Here is a 20,750-nt window from a genome sequence, read left to right as displayed (position 1 = left end):
TAACAACGATCACGCTGACTGGACCGGACCACCGGACATGAAGCCTTCCACTCTTTTTCGCTTTTTGTGAGGACATCATGGGGACTTCAATCAAACGCCCGGTACTGACCGCTCTGACAGCCGCTCTGGGCCTGTTCGGCGCGTTGTCGAGCGTCAACGCTCACGCCGAAGGCAAGATCAGCATCGCCCAGCAGTTCGGCATCGGTTACCTGATCCTGGACGTGGTGCAGGAACAGAAACTGATCGAGAAGCACGGCAAGGAGCAGGGCCTGGACATCAAGGTCGACTGGAACAGCATTTCCGGCGCCACGGCGATGAACGAAGCACTGCTGGCCGGTGCACTGGACGTGGTCTCGGCAGGCGTGCCGCCGATGCTGACCATCTGGGACCGCACCAAGGGCAAACAGAACGTCAAGGCCATTGCCTCGCTGGGCTCGATGCCCAACTACCTGCTGAGCAACAACCCCAACGTGAAGACCCTCAAGGACTTCACCGACAAGGATCGCATCGCAGTGCCAGCGGCAGGCGTGGGCTTCCAGTCGCGCACCTTGCAGATCGAAACCGCCAAGGAATTCGGTAACGACAACTTCAAGAAATTCGACAACATCTCGGTGAGCCTGCCGCACCCGGACGCGACCTCGGCACTGATCGCCGGCGGTTCGGAAATCAGCGCGCACTTCTCCAGCCCGCCGTTCCAGTACCAGGCACTGGAAAACCCGAACGTGCACAAAGTGCTCAGCTCCTATGACGTGCTCGGTGGCCAGGCCACGTTCAACGTGCTGTACACCACGCAGAAATTCCACGACGAAAACCCGAAGACCTACAAAGCGTTCTACGACGCGCTGGTGGAAGCCGAGAAGATCATCAAGGCTGACAAGGCTGCGGCGGCGAAGACCTACATCGCCGTCGAGAAATCGAAACTGCCGTTGCCGCTGGTAGAGAAAATCGTCAACGACCCGGAAATCGACTTCACCGTCGTGCCGCAACGCACCTTCATCTACGCCGAGAAACTGCAGGAACTGGGCGTGCTGAAGAACAAGGCCGCGAGCTGGAAGGATTACTTCTTCGAAGAAGCCCATGGCGGGGCGGGTAGCTGATACTGCTGCCCCGACGCGGTTGCAATTGTGGGAGCCGGCTTGCTGGCGAATGCGGTGGATCAGTCACTTCATGGGTGTCTGACATTCTGGGTTCGCCAGCAAGCCGGCTCCTACGGTCGAGATCATATTTGTCGCTATCAATCCGGCCATTTCCACGCTGGTTCATCCAGCATCCCTTGCCCGGCGATTTCGGTCTGGCCCAGTTCCTTTTCCAGCACGATGGCGTTGCACTCCGGTGCCTGTTCCAGCGCTGCGATCAAACGGCTGGCGTGGGACACCACCCACACCTGGCAACGCTCCGACGCTCGCACGATCAAGCGTGCCAACGCCGACAGCAGGTCGGGGTGCAGGCTGGTTTCCGGTTCGTTGAGCACCATCAGCGTCGGCGGGCGTGGGGTGAGCAGGGCGGCGATCAGTAGCAGGTAGCGCAAGGTGCCGTCCGACAACTCTGCTGCCGACAACGGTCGCAACAGGCCGTGCTGATGAAACTCCAGGGCAAACAGTCCGCCGCTTTGCGCATTGATGCTCACCCGCGCGCCGGGGAAGGCATCGCTGATCGCTGCATCCAGCGCCTCGGGCTCGCCAATTTCGCGAATCGTCTGCAACGCCGCCGCCAGATCACGACCGTCGTGATGCAGCACCGGCGTGCGCGTGCCCAGTTGCGCCTTGCGCGCTGGAGCGTCGGCGTCGCTGCGGAAGTGATCGTAGAAACGCCAGCCACGAATGCTTTCGCGCAGGTGCAGAACCTCGGGCGACGAACGCAGGCTGCCGACCTGATCGAACAGGCTGTCGAAGGTCGGCGTGTGCTGCGCCAGCACGTCCCAGTTGCGTCCGTCACGGGCCCGCACCATCGGCCCGGCGCGGTCCACCAGCAGGCTCGCCGGGCGATACACGGGGCCGGCCCAGATGCATTCGCGCTTGATTTCCGGGTCCAGGCCAAAGGCGCTTTCGCCCAGCGGCGGTGAGGGCAGGCCCAATGAAATCGCGTAGCTGAAATCCTCGCCGGCAAAGCCAAGACGCAGGCGCACCACGTCTTTGCGCGGCCCGCCTTGAATCTCCACTTCACCGTTGCGCATGCGCCGGCTGAGGCTTTCCGGACCGGCCCAGACCGTCGACTTCAAGCCACCTTCACGGGCCAGCGCATTGATCACCCCGCCTTGCGCGGTTTCCGCCAGCAGCCGCAGGGCGCGATACAGGTTGGACTTGCCGCTGCCGTTGGCCCCGGTGATCAGGTTCAGCCGCCCCAGCGGCACCACCAGCGTGTTGATCGAGCGGTAATTGGCGACGGCGAGGGTGGTGAGCATCGAGCGATCCTTGGCTGCATGCGGAACATCGGTTGGCCGCAGTTTAGCGACCGCTGGAACCCTGATCTACGCTCACAGTCGCATGATCACGGCGCGCCGTAATGCACCACCTGTGGCAGCAAGCACCATTTGTTGTAGCAACTCACTGTTTGTAGCAGTACTGCATAACCTGTGGAAGTGGGCTTGCCCGCGAAGGCGTCAATCCTGACATTGCAGCACTGCCTGTCATTGCATTCGCGGGCAAGCCCGCTCCCACAGAGGTAGATGTTGCTCAGGACAGATGGTCCCACGGGGGTAGATGTTTATCAGGACATTTGTTCCAGCAGGAACCGAGCATTGGAAGGAGTCTGCATGCCCGCACCATCACCTACCGCTCTGACACGTTTGGGGCTTTGCCTGTGCCTGGCGCTTGTGGCCGGATGCGGCAAGGAAAAGCCCAGCGAGCCGGTGCGCCCACGGGTGCAGGTGCAAGAGGTGAAGACCGTCGAGTTCGCTGCTGCCGTGGCGCTGACCGGCGATATTCAGGCGCGGGTGCAGACGCAGTTGTCGTTCCGCGTCGGTGGCAAGATCATCCAGCGCATGGTCGATGTCGGCGACCGCATTACGGCAAAGCAGGTGCTCGCGCGCCTCGATCCCAAGGATTTGCAGACCAACGTCGACTCGGCCATCGCCGCCGAAGCCGCCGAGCAGGCGCGGGTGAAACAGACTGCCGCCGCCTTCGTACGCCAGGAAAAACTGCTGCCCAAGGGCTACACCAGCCGCAGCGAATATGACTCCGCCCAGGCCGCATTGCGCGGCAGCCAGAGCGCGCTCAAGGCGGCGCAGGCGCAACTGGCCAACGCCCGCGAGCAACTGGGTTACACCGAGCTGATTGCCGACGCGCCGGGCATTATCACTGCGCGTCAGGCCGAGGTCGGGCAAGTGGTGCAGGCAACCATGCCGATCTTCAGTCAGGCTCGCGATGGCGAGCGGGACGCGGTGTTCAACGTCTACGAGTCGCTGTTCGTCAATCCGCCGACCGACCAGCCGGTGCAAGTCACGCTGCTGGACAATCCCCAGGTGAAAACCACGGGCAAAGTGCGCGAAGTCACCCCGGCGGTGTCGGCGCAGACCGGCACCTTGCAGGTAAAAATCGCCCTGACCTCGCTGCCTCAGGGCATGGAGCTGGGCTCGGTGGTCAGCGCCGCGTTGAGCGTGCCGGCGCGGCAAAGCGTCGAGCTGCCATGGTCGGCGCTGACCAAGGGCCTCGGCGAGCAGCTCGGCCAGCCGGCGGTGTGGGTGGTCGACGGCAACAACAGGGTCAGCCTGCGCGGCGTCACCGTCGGGCGCTACCTGACCGGCAAGGTGATCATCGTCGACGGCCTGAAAAACGGCGAAAAAGTGGTGGTCGCCGGCAATCAGTTGCTACACCCCGACATGCAAGTAGAACTCGCCGACGTGTACAAGCCCGAGACAGGAGCCGCGCGATGAAACGCCTGTCGTGGACGCTCCTGATCAGCCTGTTGCTCAGCGCCTGCAGCAAGGAAGAACCGCCGCCCGAGCCGGTGCGACCGGTGCTGTCGGTCGAGGTGAAACCCGAGGCCGAGGAAAACCTCGGGCGCTTTGCCGGCAACATCGCCGCGCGTTATGAAAGCACCCTGGGGTTCCGCGTCTCCGGCCGGATTGCCCAGCGTAGCGTCGATGTCGGCAGCGAAGTGGAAAAGGGCCAGTTGCTGGCGACCCTCGACCCCACCGATCAGCAGAACCAGGTGCGCGCCACTCAGGGCGATCTGGCCCGGGTCGAGGCGCAGTACATCAATGCCCAGGCCAATGCCCGACGGCAGCAGGAACTGTTCGACCGTGGCGTCGGCGCCCAGGCGGCGCTGGACGTGGCGGTGACCGACCTGAAAACCACACGCTCGTCCTTCGATCAGGCCAAGGCCGCCGCGCAACAGGCCAAGGACCAGTTGAGCTACAGCGAGCTGCGCACCGATCACGATGCGGTGGTCACCGAGTGGAAGGCCGAAGCCGGGCAGGTGGTCAGCGCCGGCGAGCAGGTGGTCACGCTGGCGCGGCCGGACATCAAGGAAGCGGTGATCGATCTGCCCGCGCCGCTGGCCGAGCAACTGCCCAGGGACGTGGTATTCAAGGTCGCCAGCCAGCTGGAACCGGATATCAACACCACCGCGACCCTGCGCGAGCTGGAACCCCAGGCCGAGAGCACCACGCGCACCCGCCGCGCCCGGCTGACCCTGGCCGATACACCGCCGTCGTTCCGTCTTGGCACGGCGATCAGCGTCACCCTCAGTTCGGCCATCGAGCCGCGTATCCAGTTGCCGGTCAACGTGTTGCAGGAGGTCGATGGCAAGACGCAGATCTGGGTCGTCGACATGCAGAGTCAGACGGTTTCGCCGCGTCCGGTCCGGGTGCTCGACCGCGATACCGACAGCGTGGTGCTGGCCGGCGGGGTCAAGGCCGGTGAACGGGTGGTGACAGCAGGTGTGAACAGCCTCAAGCCGGGGCAGAAAGTCAAAGTCGACAAGGAAAGCCCACGATGAAAGGGACGTTCAACCTCTCCGACTGGGCGCTCAAACATCAGTCCTTCGTCTGGTATCTGATGTTCGTCGGCCTGCTGATGGGCGTGTTTTCCTACATGAATCTGGGGCGCGAAGAAGACCCCTCGTTCACCATCAAGACCATGGTCATCCAGACCCGCTGGCCCGGCGCCACAGTGGACGAAACTCTGGAGCAGGTCACTGACCGCATCGAGAAAAAGCTCGAAGAACTGGATGCTCTCGACTATGTGAAAAGCTACACCCGGCCCGGCGAATCGACGGTGTTCGTCTACCTGCGCGACACCACCAGCGCCAAGGACATCCCGCAGATCTGGTACCAGGTGCGCAAGAAGATCGACGACATTCGCGGCACCTTTCCCCAGGGCTTGCAGGGCCCGGCGTTCAACGATGAGTTCGGTGACGTCTACGGCTCGATCTACGCCTTTACCGCCGACGGCCTGACCCTGCGCCAGTTGCGCGATTACGTCGAACAGGTGCGGGTGCAGATTCGTGACGTGCCGGGGCTGGGCAAGATCGAGATGATCGGCCAGCAGGACGAAGTGCTGTACCTGAACTTCTCCACCCGCAAGCTGGCGGCGCTGGGGCTGGATCAACGGCAGGTGGTGCAGAGCCTGCAATCGCAGAACGCGGTGACCCCGGCCGGGGTGATCGAGGCCGGGCCCGAGCGGATTTCCGTGCGCACGTCCGGGCAGTTCGCCTCGGAAAGGGACCTGGAAAACGTCAACCTGCGCCTGAATGACCGCTTCTACCGGCTCAGCGACGTGGCCGACATCAGTCGGGGTTACGTCGACCCGCCGAAACCGCTGTTCCGTTTCAACGGCAAGCCGGCCATCGGTCTGGCGATTGCCATGCAGAAGGGCGGCAACATTCAGTCGTTCGGCAAGGATTTGCATGCGCGCATGGACGCGGCCACCGCCGACCTGCCCATTGGCGTCGGCGTACACAACGTGTCCGATCAGGCCCAGGTGGTGGAAAAGGCCGTTGGCGGCTTCACCAGTGCGCTGTTTGAGGCGGTGGTGATCGTGCTGATCGTCAGCTTCATCAGCCTCGGCATGCGTGCCGGGCTGGTGGTGGCCTGTTCGATCCCGCTGGTGCTGGCGATGGTCTTCGTGTTCATGGAATACAGCGGCATCACCATGCAGCGTATCTCCCTTGGCGCGCTGATCATCGCCCTCGGCCTGCTGGTGGACGACGCCATGATCACCGTCGAGATGATGGTGTCGCGCCTGGAAATGGGCGACTCCAAAGAGCAGGCGGCGACCTACGCCTACACCTCCACGGCCTTTCCGATGCTGACCGGCACGCTGGTGACCGTGGCCGGTTTCGTGCCCATTGGTCTCAACGCCAGTTCAGCGGGTGAATACACCTTCACCCTGTTTGCAGTGATCGCCGTGGCGATGCTGGTGTCGTGGGTGGTCGCGGTGCTGTTCGCGCCGGTGATCGGCGTGCACATCCTCAGTGACAAGATCAAGAAGCACGACGAGAAGCCGCCGGGGCGCATCGCCCGCAGTTTCAATGCGTCGATGCTGTGGGCCATGCGCAATCGCTGGCTGGCCATCGGCATCACCATTGCCCTGTTCGCCACGGCGCTGTTCTGCATGCGTTTCGTGCAGAACCAGTTCTTCCCGTCGTCCGACCGGCCGGAAATCCTGGTCGACCTCAACCTGCCGCAGAACGCCTCGATCAACGAGACACGCAAGGCGGTCGACAAGCTGGAAGCCACGCTCAAGGACGACCCCGACATCGAGCGCTGGAGCACCTACATCGGCCAGGGCGCGGTGCGTTTCTATCTGCCGCTGGACCAGCAACTGGAGAACCCGTACTACGCGCAGCTGGTGATCGTCAGCAAAGGCCTGGAGCAGCGCGGCGCCCTCGCCGAGCGCCTGAAAAAACGCCTGCGCGAGGAATTCGTCGGCATCGGCACCTACGTGCAGCCGCTGGAAATGGGACCGCCGGTGGGGCGCCCGATCCAGTACCGGGTCAGCGGCGAGGACATCGACAAGGTGCGCCAGCACGCCATCGAGCTGGCGACCTTGCTGGATCAGAATCAGCACATCGGCGAGATGATTTACGACTGGAACGAGCCGGGCAAAGTGCTGCGCATCGACATCAATCAGGACAAGGCGCGGCAACTGGGACTGTCGGCCGAAGACGTGGCGCAGCTGATGAACACCATCGTCACCGGTTCGGCAGTGACCCAGGTGCGCGACGACATCTACCTGATCAACGTGGTCGGGCGCGCGGTGGACGCCGAGCGCGGCTCGCCGGAAACCCTGCAGAACCTGCAGATCGTCACGCCCAACGGCACCTCGATCCCGCTGCTGGCGTTTGCCAATGTGCGTTACGAGCTGGAGCAGCCGCTGGTATGGCGCCGCGACCGCAAGCCGACCATCACCCTCAAGGCGGCGGTGCGCGATCAGATGCAGCCGACCGATCTGGTCAAGGAACTGAAGCCGGTGATCGACAAGTTCGCGGTGGGCCTGCCCACCGGCTACAAGGTCGCCACCGGCGGCACCGTCGAGGAAAGCGGCAAGGCCCAGGGGCCGATTGCCAAGGTGGTGCCGCTGATGGTGTTCCTCATGGCGACCTTTTTGATGATCCAGCTGCACAGCGTGCAGAAGATGTTTCTGGTCGCCAGCGTCGCGCCGCTGGGCCTGATCGGCGTGGTGCTGGCGCTGGTGCCGACCGGCACGCCGATGGGCTTCGTGGCGATTCTCGGGATCCTCGCGCTGATCGGCATCATCATCCGCAACTCGGTGATTCTGGTGACGCAGATCGAGGAGTTCGAGCGGGCCGGTTATTTACCATGGGATGCCGTCGCCGAGGCCACCGAACACCGCCGCCGGCCGATCCTGCTGACTGCAGCGGCGGCCAGCCTGGGCATGATCCCGATCGCCCGCGAAGTGTTCTGGGGTCCGATGGCCTACGCGATGATCGGCGGCATCATCATCGCCACCTTGCTGACACTGCTGTTCCTGCCGGCGCTGTACGTGGCCTGGTACAAGATCAAGGAACCGACCCGCGAACAGCGTGAAAAGCTGTAGGAGCCGGCTTGCTGGCGAACGCAATTTGTCTGCCCCCTTGTTGGTGACTGACCCTACGCTTTCGCCAGCAAGCCGGCTCCTACAGGATTTGTGTTTGCCGCATGATCAGTAAACAAACGCCGAACCTGTAGCAGTCCGGCTTGCCGGCGGTGGCGATGGTGAGGACGTCACCGCCGGCAAGCCGGACTGCTACGGAAGGCATGAACTTCAGACCTTGCGCCACACGCTCGCGAGCCACGGCTGTTGTTCGCGCGGCAATCCGGCGGGGCGGTAGTAGTGTTCCACCTCGACAAACCCGGCGTCGGTCAGCAGCGCGCTCCACGACTCCAGATCATGAAACGAGCCGTAGCGCTCGCCTTTCCAGCCTTCCTGGTTGTGCCCGCGCGGGTTGGAGCTGAACAGCACGCCGCCGGGCTTCAGCGCCGCGCGTAACTCGCGCAGCACCCGTGGCAATTCCTGACGCGGCACATGAAACAGCGAGGCGTTGGCGAAGATGCCGTCGAAGCGTTCGGCCGGCAGATCCAGCTCAAGGAAATTCTGGCAGAACACCTCGCAACCGCTGTCGGCGCGGGCCATCTCGGCAAAGCGTTCGGAGCCGTCCAGCCCGGTCGCGGCATGGCCCATGGCGGTGAAGGTGCGCAGGTCTCGCCCCGGCCCGCAGCCGAAATCGAGAATCTGCAACGGCGCCTGGCCGTGGATATTGCGCAGCAGCGCATCGATGTTCTGGCTAACATCGTGATCACGGGTGCCCTCGCGAAAATCCTCGGCGACGGCGTTGTAATTGCCCAGGGTGGTGGCGGTGATCTGGGCGAGGTCTTCTGGGTCGAGCGTCATGGCGGCTGTCTGTGCGGGGGAAGCCGACAATATACCTCTGCTACAGAATGATGTTGTTCAATCAACTCAAAACCTGTGGGAGGGAGCTCTGCTCGCGATTGCCATGAACCAGGCAGCATCGTGGCGTCTGACCTGACGCCTTCGCGAGCAGAGCTCCCTCCCACAGGTGATGTGTTCGGCAAGCCAGCGGTGTTATGCAGGGCTCCGGGCTAGCGCTTGTTCAACCGCACCGCCAGCCGGTCGCCGCCCAGTTGAATCACGGCCACCAGCACCACCAGCAACACGATCACGGTCAGCATCACCTGGGTGTCGAAGCGTTGATAACCGTAGCGGTAGGCAATGTCACCCAGACCACCCGCTCCGATGGCGCCGGCCATGGCCGAAGAGTTGATCATGGTGACCAGAGTGATAGTGAAACCACCGACGATGCCCGGCAGCGCCTCCGGCAGCAGCACATGCCAGACGATGTGCCAACGGCGGCAGCCCATCGCCTGAGCTGCCTCGATCAGGCCATGGTCGACTTCGCGCAGGCTGACTTCGGCGATGCGCGCGAAGAACGGCGTGGCGGCGATGGTCAGCGGCACCACGGCAGCCCAGACGCCGTAAGTGGTACCGACGATCAGGCGGGTGAAGGGGATCAGCGCGACCATCAGAATCAGGAACGGCACCGAGCGGAAAATATTGACGAAGGCACCGAGCACGCGGTTGACGTTGGGCGCTTCGAAGATGCCGCCCTTGCCGCTGGTGACCAGAATCACCGCCAGCGGAATACCCAGAATCAGCGCGATCAGCGACGACACGCCGACCATCAGAAAGGTGTCGATGACGCCCTGCCACAAACGATCAAGCCACATAGCCGATTACCTTCGCGTGCTGCGCCTGTTTGCGGGCGCGGTTGAGCAGTTCTTCGTGGGACAGCGGCGAGTTGCTGATCGCCAGCAACAGATGGCCGAGCGCACGCCCCTGGATGCGTTCGACGCCGCCGTGGAGCAGGCTGACGCGCCCGCCAAAGGCCGTGAACAGCGCCGACAGATCCGGCTCTTCGCCACGCCCGCCGGTGAATTGCAGGTCGAGCACGACACTGGCGCCCTTGTGCGGCGGCTGCGCCTGCAAGCGCGCCTGCAGGTCTTCGGGCAGTGCCTGTTGCAGCGGCGCCAGCAGGGTTTTGCTGACCTCGTGCTGCGGGTTGCCGAACACTTGCCAGACCGGACCTTGCTCGACGATCTGCCCGCGTTCGAGCACCACCACGCGGTCGCAGATTTCGCGGATCACCGCCATTTCGTGGGTGATCAGCACGATGGTCAGACCCAGGCGCCGGTTGATCTCGCGCAGCAGGCCGAGGATCGATTGCGTGGTTTCCGGGTCCAGCGCCGAGGTGGCTTCGTCGCACAGCAGAATCGCCGGGTCGTGGACCAGCGCGCGGGCGATGCCGACGCGCTGTTTTTGCCCGCCGGACAACTGCGCCGGATAGGCCTTGTGCTTGTCGCGCAGGCCGACCAGTTCCAGCAGCTCGGCGACCTTGCGCTGGCGCTGCTCCTTGGGCACGCCGGCCACCTTCAGCGGCAGCTCGACGTTCTGCCACACGGTCTTGGCCGACATCAGGTTGAAGTGCTGGAAGATCATGCCGACCCGCCGACGCAACTCCACCAGCTTGTCTTCGTTGTAGCCGGCGATGTCGACCTGATCGATCAGCACCCGGCCACTGCTCGGCTGTTCCAGGCGGTTGATGGTGCGGATCAGCGACGACTTGCCGGCGCCGCTGCGGCCGATGATGCCGAACACTTCACCGCGCTGGATATCCAGGTCGATGCCTTGCAGCGCGGCGACCGGGCCCTGTGCGCCTTCGTAGACCTTGCCCAGCTGGCTGAAACGCACATGGGCGTGATGCTTTTCCGGGTGCAGACGGGGCGTCTCGGCGCTGTGTGCCGAGGGCGCATCGAGGGGCAGAGTGCGTTGCGCGGTGGCGGTCATGGTCAGTTCTTCCAGCCGACCTGGTACAGCGAGCCGTTCACTTTATCCAGCGAGGCGCGTACGACAGGGGAGTGTTGGTAGATGTCGATGAACTTGGCCAGACGCGGGTCGTTCTTGTGGTCCGGCTTGATCACGAACTGGATCACGTACTCGGGGTGGTCGAGGCCGTCGAAGAGGATCGCCGAGCCTGCATCGAAGGTCTTCGCCAGACGGATGTAGGCCGGGTAACCCTGCACCAGATCGGCGTCGTCATAGGCGCGCACCAGTTGCACGGCTTCGACCTGGATCAATTTGAGCTTCTTCGGGTTGCTGGTGATGTCGTCTTCGGTGGCCTTGTAGCCGACGCCCGGCTTGAGGGTGATCAGACCGGCCTTGGCCAACAGTTGCAGGCCGCGACCGCTGTTGATCGGGTCGTTGGCGATGGCCACGCTGGCGCCGGTCGGCAGCTCGTCGAAGCTTTTGTATTTCTTCGAGTACAGGCCGACGTTGTTGATGATGCCCGGTGCGAACGGCACCAGATCGAAGCCGGACGCCGCCTTGGCGTTTTCCAGGAACGGGATGTGCTGGAAGTAGTTCACATCGATGTCGCCGGCATTGAGGCTGACGTTCGGCGCGATCCAGTCGGTGAATTCCACCAGCTCGACTTTCAGGCCTTGCTTGTCGGCTTCGGCGACGGCGGCTTCCAGCGGAATGGCGAAGGCGGCGGTGGTGCCGACTTTTAGCGGTTGCTCGGCGGCCTGGGTGAAGCCGGTAAACAGCCCGAGGGAGAGGGCCAGGGTGAGGAGGGTTTTGGTCATGTTGTCGTCCGATTGTTCAGTCTGAAAAAGATCTTGTTGTGTAGGAGCGCGCTTGGTCTGGGTCGCATCCGGGTGATTGCGATGTGTCAGGCAACACCTGTGGCACCGGTACACCGCCATCGCGAGCAAGCTCACTCCTACAAGGATTGCGGCCTGCCACTTTTCTTGTGAGCAGCCCAGACTTTGTAGGAGTGAGCTTGCTCGCGATCACCTTGGGTCAGCCGCCGCAGTTCATGGGTTGAGAACTCTGAATCCCGCACCCGCATGCCGTTCGGGGAGGCGTGCATCGCCGTCGGCGAACAACTTCTCGCGCAAGGTGCCGTGCTCGTAGGCGGTCTTGTAAGAGCCGCGCCGTTGCAGCTCCGGGATCACCAGATCGATGAAGTCCTCGTAGCTTTCCGGGGTGACGATGCGGGTCAGGTTGAAGCCGTCCAGGCCGGTTTCGGCGATCCACGATTCCAGTTCGTCGGCGACATGCTCAGGCGAGCCGATCACGGTGATGTAACGACCGCCGAGGGCGTGCTGGTCGAGCAGCTTCTGCCGGGTCCAGTCGTTGTTCTTGAGGATCTTCGTCGCCGACTGAATGGCGTTGCTTTTGACGTGCTGGATCGGCTCGTTCAACTCGTAGTCGGCAAAGTCGATGCCGGTCGAGGCCGAAAAATGCGCCAGGCCGGCTTCGGCGCTGGCGTATTGCAGGTACTCGACGTACTTGGCCTGCGCGGCCTCTTCGGTGGCACCGACGATAACGTTGAGGCCCATGAACACCTTGATGTCGTCCGGGTTGCGCCCGGCTGCCACGGCGCTGGCGCGAACCTTGTCGACCTGCTCGCGGGTCGCCGGTTTGTTCTGGCCGCTGATGAACACACACTCGGCGTTGTTGCCGGCAAAGCGCAGGCCGCGTTCGGAACTGCCGGCCTGGAACAGCACCGGCGTGCGCTGAGGCGACGGCTCGCAGAGGTGGTAACCCTCGACCTGATAGAACTCGCCCTGATGGCGAACCTTGTGCACCTTGTCCGGCTGCGCATAGACCCGCGCCTGGCGGTCATCGACCACGGCGCCGTCTTCCCAGCTGCCTTCCCAGAGCTTGTACAGCACCTCCAGGTATTCATCCGCCTGGTCATAGCGGCGGTCGTGTTCGATCTGCTCGCTGAGGCCCATGGCCTTGGCTGCGCTGTCCAGATAACCGGTGACGATGTTCCAGCCCACCCGGCCACGGGTCAGGTGATCCAGCGTCGACATGCGCCGGGCGAACAGGTACGGCGCCTCGTAGGTGAGGTTGGCGGTCAGGCCGAAGCCGAGGTTCTGCGTCACTGCGGCCATGGCCGACACCAGCAGCAGCGGGTCGTTGACCGGCAGCTGGATCGACTCTTTGAGCGTGACGTCCACCGCGTTCTGGTAGATGTCGTAGACGCCGACGATGTCGGCGATGAACAGCCCGTCGAACAGCCCGCGCTCCAACAACTTGGCCAGATCGGTCCAGTAATCGAGGGTCTTGTACTGGGTGGAGGTGTCCCGTGGGTGGGTCCAGAAGCCGTGGTTGATATGCCCGATGCAGTTCATGTTGAACGCATTGAGCAGGATCTTTTTCTTGCTCATCAGATCGTCCCCCGGCGTGGCGGATTGACGTCGTTGAGGTAGAAATTGCCCACCGCGTGGTACTTCCAGCGCACCGGGTCATGCAGGGTGTGGACCCGCGCGTTGCGCCAGTGGCGGTCGAGGCCATGCTCGGCCAGCGTGGCCTGACTGCCGGCCAGCTCGAACAGGGTGCTGCCGGCGGCCAGCGAAACTTCAGTGCTGATGGCACGGGCTTCGGCCACAGCAATCGACGCTTGGGCGAGGTTGTCCGCCGTGGTGTCGGCCTGGGCCTGATCGAGGTATTCGCCGGCGCGCTCCAGCAGGGCTTCGGCGGCGTGCAGGCGGATGCCCAGCTTGCCGAAGCTGTGCAGGGTCAACGGATCGTCCACGGCCTTTTCGATACCGGAGTCGATCCATGGCCGGGTGCGCGTGCGTACGAAATGCAGGGCATCTTCAAAGGCAGCGCGAGCGATGCCGGTGTCGATGGCGGCGTGGAGAATCTGCGCCAGCGGGCCGACCGTGGTCGGGCGCTCGAAGGCGCTCTGGAATGGCACCACGTCCGCGTCGTCGACGTAGACGTTATCGAACACCACCGAACCGCTGCCGGTAGTGCGCTGGCCGAAGCCACTCCAGTCGTCGATCACCTGCAAACCGGCAGCATCGGCAGGGACGAACGCCAGTTGCTGAATGCCATTGTCGTCGAGCACCGACGTCGGGATGCGTTGGGCGTAGATCGCCCCGGTGGAATAGAACTTGCGACCGTTGATGCGCCAACCGCTGCCGTGACGCGTGAGGCGAGTCGTGCGGTCATGGGCGGTCTTGGTGCCCAGTTCCGCCAGGGCGTTGCCGAAACGCCGCCCAGCGAGGACTTCGGCGTACAGGCGCTGTTGCTGTTCGGGGCTGCCGGTCACCCGCAGCACTTCGAGAGCGTAGAAATGATTCTGTGGGATCTGTCCCAGCGAGGCGTCGGCGGCGGAAATGATGCGCACCACTTCGGTCAGGGTGACGCTGGACACGCCCGCGCCGCCGAGGGCTTTCGGCACGCTGATACCCCACAACCCGGATTGGGTGAATGGCTCCAGTTCGGCGTGGGGCAGTCGGCGTTCGCGGTCGCGCACGGCGCTGTGCTGGCGCAAGATTTCGGCCAGTTCGTGGGCAACGCGCAGGGCCTGGGCGTCGTTTTCGATGATCACGGTGGAGCTGGCCGCCTGGGTGGCACGCGGCAAGGTGTTGATGCTCATGACAGGTACTTCCGTTGTCGGGTCAGATCCAGGAGTGGCGGGCAGGCAGCTTGCCGTTGAGGTGCCAGGCACCGACGGCATGTACCTTCCAGCGCACCGGGTCGTGCAGGGTGTGGACCCGCGCGTTGCGCCAGTGGCGGTCGAGGTTGAATTCGGCGAGGGTGGCGCGGCTGCCGGACAGTTCGAACAGCTTTTCGCTGGCCTGCAGGGCGATCTCGGTGGTCAGCACCTTGGCTTCGGCGACGGCAATCGACGCGCGGGCGGCGGACTGCTCATCGATGGGCGCGGCAGCGATTTCATCCAGCACCAGACCGGCCCGGCGCAACAGGGCTTCGGCGGCGTGCAGCTCCAGTTTCAGCTTGCCGATGTCGGCGATGACATAAGGGTCATCGCTGGCGCGCTCGACATTGGCCTCGATCCACGGACGCGAGCGTTCGCGGACAAAACGGATGCTGTCGTCGATGGCTTCGCGAGCGATGCCGGCGTCGATGGCGGCCTGGATCAGTTGCGAAACCGCGCCCTGAATGCTCGGCGCCAGGGCCAGCTTCCAGTTTTCGATGATCAGCTCGGGGCCGACGCGCACGTTGTCCAGCAGCACGCTGCCGCTGGCGGTGGTGCGCTGACCGAAGCCCGACCAGTCGTCGATGATGTGCAGACCCGGCGTACCGCGCGGGATGAACACCAACACCTGTTTGCCGTCATCGTTGATCGCCTTGACCGCGACCCAATGAGCGAACAGGGCGCCGGTGGAATAGAACTTGCGGCCATTGAGCACGAATTGATCGCCGTCGGCGCTGATGCGGGTGCGCACGTCGAGGGTATTTTTCGTGCCGCGTTCCGGGCCGCCATTGCCGATCCGCGCACCGTTGAGCACGCTGGCGAAGAGGATGTTCTTCTGCGCGTCGCTGGCGCTGCCGATCAGTGAATTGAGAATGCCGAAATGGTTCTGCGGGATCTGCCCGACCGCAGGGTCGGCCGCCGACAGAATGGCGAACACCTCGGCCACGGTGGTGAACGAAACCTGTGGACCGCCGTAGGCACGGGGGATGGAAATACTGCCCAGGCCACTGGCGCTGAACTGCTCGATCTGCGTCCACGGCAACTGCCGCTCGCGATCACGCTGGGCTGCTTGCAGGCGTACGGTGGCGGCCAGTTCACGGGCAGCAGCGAGCGCTTCGGCGTCGTTGCGCAGCACCTTGGCCGGTAAAAGAGGGGGAGCCACGTCCAGGGGGTGCTGAACGGAAACGGCGCTCAGATCAGTCATGGTAATGACCTCTGCGAGCGTGCAATGCGCTGGGGTGGTTATGCGCGACCATGCGAACCTCGAATCAAAACCGCGTTGGCGGAAGGAAGACTGACGATGGTCCGGTGGTCCGGTGCATATACCCTAAGCGTGTATAAAAATTAAATAAACTTACATTTTGGAATAAGGATAGAAGAGCGGATTCGGCGTCCTGTGCGCTGCGATAGGGGCTTGAATACTGTGGGAGGGAGCTCTGCTCGCGATGGCGGTGGGTCATACAACTCAATGCTGGCTGAAATGACGCTATCGCGAGCAGAGCTCCCTCCCACGGGGCGGTGTGCTGGAGATAACTGTGGGAGCGAATTCATTCGCGATGCGATGTTCCGGACGGCAGATGGGTGTCGACGGGAATGACTATCGCGAATGAATTCGCTCCCACAAAGTGTTCCAGTTCCAGTTCCAGTTCCAGTTCCAGTTCCAGTGTCACCTGGGGTTGGCGCCGATCAAATCATCCATACACACCCGAATCGAACGCGGCGGCGCCCACAGTGAGTTGTTGCCCACTCGGTCGATGATGCAGTAGGTCACCTCCTGATGCAGGTCGTCGCCGGCTTCCTGAATCAGTTCGGCCGGCACATGGACCATGATCGCCTTGCCGACGTCCTTGCGGGTCAGGGCCGGCAGGTCCATGCGCAGGTCGCCCCAGCGCAGGGTGATTTCGTCGTAGGCGTCCATGTTCGGGTAGCTGTCGATGGTCAGCTGTACGCCGCCTGCCAGTTGTTCGGCGTCCAGTCCCCGGTGCATGACGTGGTCGGTGAAGACCACCGGCGCCAGGCCCTGGTTTTCGTCATCGTCGCTGCACACCAGTTGGCCTCCTGGCGGATCGAGTTTGACCCACAGTTTGCAGCTCGGAGCCTTCACCGACGCTTTACCGATCTTGGTGACGCGATACCAGATTTTTACTTTTCCGCTCTGTAGAAAACTTTCCGGTACATGTAAGGACTGGGTGTATCCAATGTCATCCTTCGACAGAAGAGAAGAGGCGACATAGCAGCCACCCCAGAACAGTTCGATCAGGTCGCCACAGTCCATGTCGGCGTACGGATCGATATGGACCTGGAGATTCGCTGCCGCCTGCACACCAATGCCTTGCTTGTGCGATTGCGGCAGATACGGGGCGAAAAGTTTCAGGGGAGTAGAGCTGACAGGGGTCTGAATCATGTTCGAATACTCGCAAGTAAAGGGCGCCTGAACATCGCGGAGAATGCCAGTGACCTCTTCGAGCTAATTGCGTTGCCGTATGACTGTCAACGATCAAACGGCTGTACCGAAGGCTTTGCAGAAGAAACAGATGTTTCCTACAAAATCGATTCAATTCGATCAAAAATCAGCGGTATTTATCAGTTGCGCATAAAAGAAAACGGCGCCATAAAGCGCCGTTTCTTGAGCGAGTGCGGTAGGACTAGTTCCTGCTGCGTTCCAGAAACTGACGGGTCCGCTCCTCTTTCGGGTTGGCGAACAATTCCTTCGCTTCGCCCTGCTCGACGATCACGCCCTTGTCGATGAACACCACACGGTTGGCGACGTCCCGCGCGAATTTCATCTCGTGGGTGACGATGACCATGGTGCGGTTTTCTTCGGCCAGCGCGCGAATGGCGTTGAGCACTTCACCCACCAGCTCGGGGTCGAGCGCCGAGGTGGGTTCGTCGAACAGAATCACTTCCGGCTCCATCGCCAGCGCCCGGGCAATCGCCACGCGCTGTTGCTGACCGCCGGACAGACGACGTGGATAGGCGTCTTCCTTGCCGGCCAGGCCGACCTTGGCCAACAGTTTGCGCGCCAGTTCGACGGCCTGCTCACGGGGCATCTTCTTGACCACGGTCGGGCCTTCGATGACGTTTTCCAGCGCGGTGCGATGGGGGAACAGGTTGAAGTTCTGGAACACGAAACCGACGTGCTGGCGCAACTGGCGGATCAGGCCCTGTTGCTGGCTCAGCGGCCGGTTGCTGTCAATCTTGATGTCGCCGACGACGATGGTGCCGCTGCTGGGTTCTTCGAGGAAGTTCAGGCAGCGCAGCAGGGTGGTCTTGCCCGAGCCGCTGGGGCCGATGATGGCGACCACTTCACCGGGCTCGACTTTCAGGTCGATGCCCTTGAGCACCTGATTGCCCTTGAATTGCTTGGTCAGTCTTTCAACCGTGATCATGCTTCAGGACTCCTGGTCATGGCGGTTGGCCCGTGCTTCCAGGCGGTTCTGGAAGTGCGCCAGGACGGTACACAGCACCCAGTAGATCACCGCGACGGTGAGGTACATGGTGAAGACTTCCAGGGTCCTTGAGGAAATCAGCTGTGCCTGACGGAACACTTCCGGCACCTGAATGGTGGCGGCCATGGCCGTGTCCTTGACCAGCGAAATGAAACTGTTGCCCAACGGCGGCAACGCGGTACGCGCGGCTTGCGGCAGGATCGCTCGGCGCATGGCCTGGGTGCGGGTCATGCCGATACTGGCGGCGGCTTCCCACTGGCCCTTGTCCACGGCACCGATGGCGGCACGCAGGATTTCACAGGCGTAGGCGGCCATGTTCAGCGAAAGACCGATGAGCGCTGCACTGATCGCATCGAGCTCGATGCCGAGGTCAGGCAGGCCGTAGTAGATCATGAACAGCTGCACCAGCAGGGGCGTGCCACGGAAGAACGACACGTAGACTCTGGCAATGCCGCTGACGAGCTTGACCTTCGACAGACGCATCAGTGCCAGGCCGAAGCCCAGCACCAATCCGAAGAACATCGACCCGAGGCTCAAACCCACCGTGTAATACGCGCCCTTGAGCAGAAAGGGCGCGGAGTCCAGCGCGAGCTGCAGGCTCTCTGGAATCATTTGGTCACGTCAGCCTGGAAGTACTTCTGCGACAGCTTGGCCAGGGTGCCGTCGGCGCGCAGCTTGTCGATGGCCTTGTTGAGCGCGGCCAGCAGCTCAGGCTCACCTTTGCGCAGGGCAATACCGGCTTCCTGACGGGAGAACGCCGGGCCGGAAACGGCCAGGTTGCCCTTGGTCTTGGTGATCAGGTCCAGTGCGGCGAGGCGGTCGACCAGAATCGCGTCGATGCGGCCGACACGCAGGTCCTGGTACTTGGTCGGATCGTCGTCATAGGTCTTGACCACGGCGCCCGGCACGTTTTCCTTCAGCCATTGCTCATAGTTGGTGCCCAGGCCGACGCCGACTTTCTTGCCGTCCAGGTCCTTGGAAGTAGGGAACTTGTTTTCGTCTTTCTTCTGCACCAGCGCCTGGATACCGGAGACGGTGTACGGTTCGGAGAAGTCGTACTTCTTCTTGCGCTCGTCGGAGATGGTCACCTGGTTGATCACCACATCCAGACGCTTGGACTCCAGCGCGGCGAGGATACCGGCCCATGGGGTGGCGCTCAGCTTGACCTTGACGCCCAGCTCTTTGGCCAGGGCTTCAGAGAACTCGACTTCGAAACCGGTCAGCTTGCCGTCTTCACCGACGAAGCTGAACGGCGGGTAAGTGCCTTCCAGACCGACGTTGAGGGTGCCGTTTTTCTGGATGGTTGCCAGTTGCTCGCCGGCCACGGCCTGGGTCGCCAGACCGGTGCCGAGCACCAGGCTGAAGGCCGACAGCAGGAAGGTGCGGCGGATTGCAGACATGTTCATGTGAGTCCCCTGTTTTAATTGGAATGTCAGGTCAGCGTCAGACCTGACGAAACTACTGTGAGACCGGGCGTTTATCCAGCTTTTTCAGTGCCCTGCCGGGTGTTGTTGCAGTTGCTGGGCGCGATCATAAGAGCAGTGTTTCAGGATCAAAAATAATAAAAAACGAATTGCTTATTTGTTTTTTGAATATGCGTCGCTCGCGATCCAATGGATTCCGTCCTGGCGACCTCGATGGCACGTCAGGCAGACAATCTTGTGGGAGGGAGCCCTGCTCGCGAAGGCGTCTTGTCAGTCAACATCGTGGTGCCTGATCTGAAGCATTCGCGAGCAGGGCTCCCTCCCACGGGGATTTCGGCGTCAAATCGATTTCGGCATCAGACGCCTGTCCATTACTGCCCGGAAAACACCCCCGGATACGCAAACAGCGCCGGCGCGCCGCCGGTGTGCAGGAAGATCACCGGGCCGTCGTCGAAACGCTGGCGACCGATGCCGTCGAGCAGGCCGGCCATGGCCTTGCCGGTGTAGACCGGGTCCAGCAGCAGGCCTTCCTGACTGGCGACCAGCTTGACCGCCGACAGCGTGCCGGCATTCGGCTCGCCGTAACGCGGACCGTAGTACTCGTCCCACAAACGCACCTTGAACGCCGTCGGCAAGGATTCTCCGAGCAGCTCCACGGTGCGTTCGGCCAGGCCTTGAACCTTCGGCGCCTGAGTCTCTTCAGGACGCGATACGGTGACGCCGATCACCGGCAGTTGCGGCAGCTCTTCGGCCAGTGCCAGCGCCAGACCGCTGTGGGTGCCGGCGCTGCCCGAGGCCAGCACCACGGCAGCGAAGTCGACGCCGCTGGCCTTGATCTGTTCGGCCAGTTCGAAACCGGCGCGTACATAGCCTAGTGCACCCAGCGCATTGGAGCCGCCGATCGGCACCAGATACGGCTTCTTGCCAGCGGCGGCCAGGCGGGTGGCGAGGGCTTGCAGCTGTTCGTCGGCGTTGTCGAGGTTTTCCACCAGCTCGACGCGGGCGTCGAACAGGTCCAGCAGCAGACGGTTACCGTTGCCCAGGTAGTTCGGGTCTTCGGTGGCGATCGGGTTTTCCAGCAGGGCGACGCAGCCGAGGCCGAGGCGGGCTGCAAGCGCAGCGGTCTGACGGACATGGTTGGACTGGATCGCGCCCGCCGTGATCAGCGTGTCGGCGCCCTGAGCCAGTGCGTCGGCGGCCAGGTATTCCAGTTTGCGCAGCTTGTTGCCGCCCATCGCCAGCGGGGTGATGTCGTCGCGCTTCACGTAGATGTCACGGCCGGCCCAGGCCGACAGGCGCTCAAGCTTCTCCAGTGGCGTTGGAGCGGCGAGCAGTTCGAGACGATTAAAACGGGCAAGCTGTTGTTTGATCATGGCGTTCGCGAGGTCTGACAGTGAGT

17 protein-coding genes are annotated in these 20,750 nt (G+C 62.7%); 4 read left to right on the top strand and 13 right to left on the bottom strand.

Annotation, left to right across the window (positions count from 1 at the left end; translation table 11 throughout):
• The first annotated feature begins 77 nt into the window (after window positions 1-77).
• Window positions 78-1,097 carry an ABC transporter substrate-binding protein gene (locus ACIPL0_RS22210; RefSeq protein WP_400599309.1) on the top strand — a complete coding sequence of 340 codons (1,020 nt, stop codon included), beginning with the start codon at window positions 78-80 and terminating at the stop codon, window positions 1,095-1,097.
• Window positions 1,098-1,234: 137 nt separating this feature from the next.
• Here ACIPL0_RS22210 and ACIPL0_RS22205 read toward each other — a convergent pair whose 3' ends face one another.
• Window positions 1,235-2,401, bottom strand: a complete 1,167-nt coding sequence (locus tag ACIPL0_RS22205; protein ID WP_400599311.1) for an AAA family ATPase — start codon at window positions 2,399-2,401, stop codon at window positions 1,235-1,237.
• Window positions 2,402-2,752: 351 nt separating this feature from the next.
• Between ACIPL0_RS22205 and ACIPL0_RS22200 the strand changes: the two genes are divergently transcribed.
• The 3 genes from ACIPL0_RS22200 to ACIPL0_RS22190 are packed head-to-tail and all read left to right on the top strand — an operon-like array spanning window position 2,753 to window position 8,000.
• Entirely contained in the window at window positions 2,753-3,871 is a 1,119-nt protein-coding gene (locus ACIPL0_RS22200; RefSeq protein WP_400599312.1) for an efflux RND transporter periplasmic adaptor subunit, read from the top strand.
• Complete coding sequence (locus tag ACIPL0_RS22195; RefSeq protein ID WP_400599313.1) at window positions 3,868-4,938, top strand: efflux RND transporter periplasmic adaptor subunit; 1,071 nt, start codon at window positions 3,868-3,870, stop codon at window positions 4,936-4,938. The genes ACIPL0_RS22200 and ACIPL0_RS22195 overlap by 4 nt, the downstream gene beginning before the upstream one ends.
• Complete coding sequence (locus tag ACIPL0_RS22190) at window positions 4,935-8,000, top strand: efflux RND transporter permease subunit (RefSeq protein WP_400599314.1); 3,066 nt, start codon at window positions 4,935-4,937, stop codon at window positions 7,998-8,000. The genes ACIPL0_RS22195 and ACIPL0_RS22190 overlap by 4 nt, the downstream gene beginning before the upstream one ends.
• Window positions 8,001-8,207: 207 nt before the next feature.
• Here the strand turns inward: ACIPL0_RS22190 and ACIPL0_RS22185 are convergent, their stop codons facing one another.
• The 12 genes from ACIPL0_RS22185 to ACIPL0_RS22130 form a co-directional block, all read right to left on the bottom strand.
• The gene (locus ACIPL0_RS22185; RefSeq protein WP_400599315.1) at window positions 8,208-8,834 is read right to left on the bottom strand and encodes a class I SAM-dependent methyltransferase; all 627 of its coding nucleotides are present in this window, start codon (window positions 8,832-8,834) and stop codon (window positions 8,208-8,210) included.
• 209 nt (window positions 8,835-9,043) lie between these two features.
• Window positions 9,044-9,688, bottom strand: a complete 645-nt coding sequence (locus ACIPL0_RS22180; protein WP_299611118.1) for a methionine ABC transporter permease — start codon at window positions 9,686-9,688, stop codon at window positions 9,044-9,046.
• Window positions 9,678-10,805, bottom strand: coding sequence for a methionine ABC transporter ATP-binding protein (locus ACIPL0_RS22175; protein WP_400599316.1), 1,128 nt, complete (start codon window positions 10,803-10,805; stop codon window positions 9,678-9,680). Before ACIPL0_RS22175 ends, ACIPL0_RS22180 begins: the two co-directional genes overlap by 11 nt.
• Before the next feature lie 2 nt (window positions 10,806-10,807).
• Complete coding sequence (locus tag ACIPL0_RS22170; RefSeq protein WP_400599317.1) at window positions 10,808-11,602, bottom strand: MetQ/NlpA family ABC transporter substrate-binding protein; 795 nt, start codon at window positions 11,600-11,602, stop codon at window positions 10,808-10,810.
• A gap of 231 nt (window positions 11,603-11,833) precedes the next feature.
• On the bottom strand, window positions 11,834-13,198 hold the full coding sequence (locus ACIPL0_RS22165) for an LLM class flavin-dependent oxidoreductase (protein WP_400599319.1): 1,365 nt from the start codon (window positions 13,196-13,198) through the stop codon (window positions 11,834-11,836).
• A complete protein-coding gene (locus tag ACIPL0_RS22160; RefSeq protein ID WP_400599320.1) occupies window positions 13,198-14,418 on the bottom strand; it encodes an SfnB family sulfur acquisition oxidoreductase in 1,221 nt (406 codons plus the stop codon). Before ACIPL0_RS22160 ends, ACIPL0_RS22165 begins: the two co-directional genes overlap by 1 nt.
• A 22-nt stretch (window positions 14,419-14,440) precedes the next feature.
• The gene (locus ACIPL0_RS22155; RefSeq protein ID WP_400599322.1) at window positions 14,441-15,682 is read right to left on the bottom strand and encodes an SfnB family sulfur acquisition oxidoreductase; all 1,242 of its coding nucleotides are present in this window, start codon (window positions 15,680-15,682) and stop codon (window positions 14,441-14,443) included.
• A gap of 462 nt (window positions 15,683-16,144) precedes the next feature.
• Complete coding sequence (locus tag ACIPL0_RS22150; RefSeq protein WP_400599323.1) at window positions 16,145-16,882, bottom strand: hypothetical protein; 738 nt, start codon at window positions 16,880-16,882, stop codon at window positions 16,145-16,147.
• A gap of 241 nt (window positions 16,883-17,123) precedes the next feature.
• Window positions 17,124-17,867, bottom strand: coding sequence for an L-cystine ABC transporter ATP-binding protein TcyN (gene tcyN, locus ACIPL0_RS22145; protein WP_400599324.1), 744 nt, complete (start codon window positions 17,865-17,867; stop codon window positions 17,124-17,126).
• 3 nt (window positions 17,868-17,870) lie between these two features.
• The gene (tcyL, locus tag ACIPL0_RS22140) at window positions 17,871-18,539 is read right to left on the bottom strand and encodes a cystine ABC transporter permease (RefSeq protein WP_400599325.1); all 669 of its coding nucleotides are present in this window, start codon (window positions 18,537-18,539) and stop codon (window positions 17,871-17,873) included.
• Window positions 18,536-19,333 (bottom strand): cystine ABC transporter substrate-binding protein, encoded by a 798-nt coding sequence (gene tcyJ, locus ACIPL0_RS22135; RefSeq protein WP_400599326.1) that lies wholly within the window; start codon window positions 19,331-19,333, stop codon window positions 18,536-18,538. The genes tcyL and tcyJ overlap by 4 nt, the downstream gene beginning before the upstream one ends.
• A gap of 389 nt (window positions 19,334-19,722) precedes the next feature.
• A complete protein-coding gene (locus ACIPL0_RS22130; RefSeq protein WP_400599327.1) occupies window positions 19,723-20,724 on the bottom strand; it encodes a D-cysteine desulfhydrase in 1,002 nt (333 codons plus the stop codon).
• Between the last annotated feature and the right edge of the window lie 26 nt (window positions 20,725-20,750).

Source organism: Pseudomonas sp. NPDC090208 (assembly GCF_044746785.1).
GTDB lineage: Bacteria > Pseudomonadota > Gammaproteobacteria > Pseudomonadales > Pseudomonadaceae > Aquipseudomonas.
This window is presented reverse-complemented; position numbering and strand designations above follow the sequence as displayed.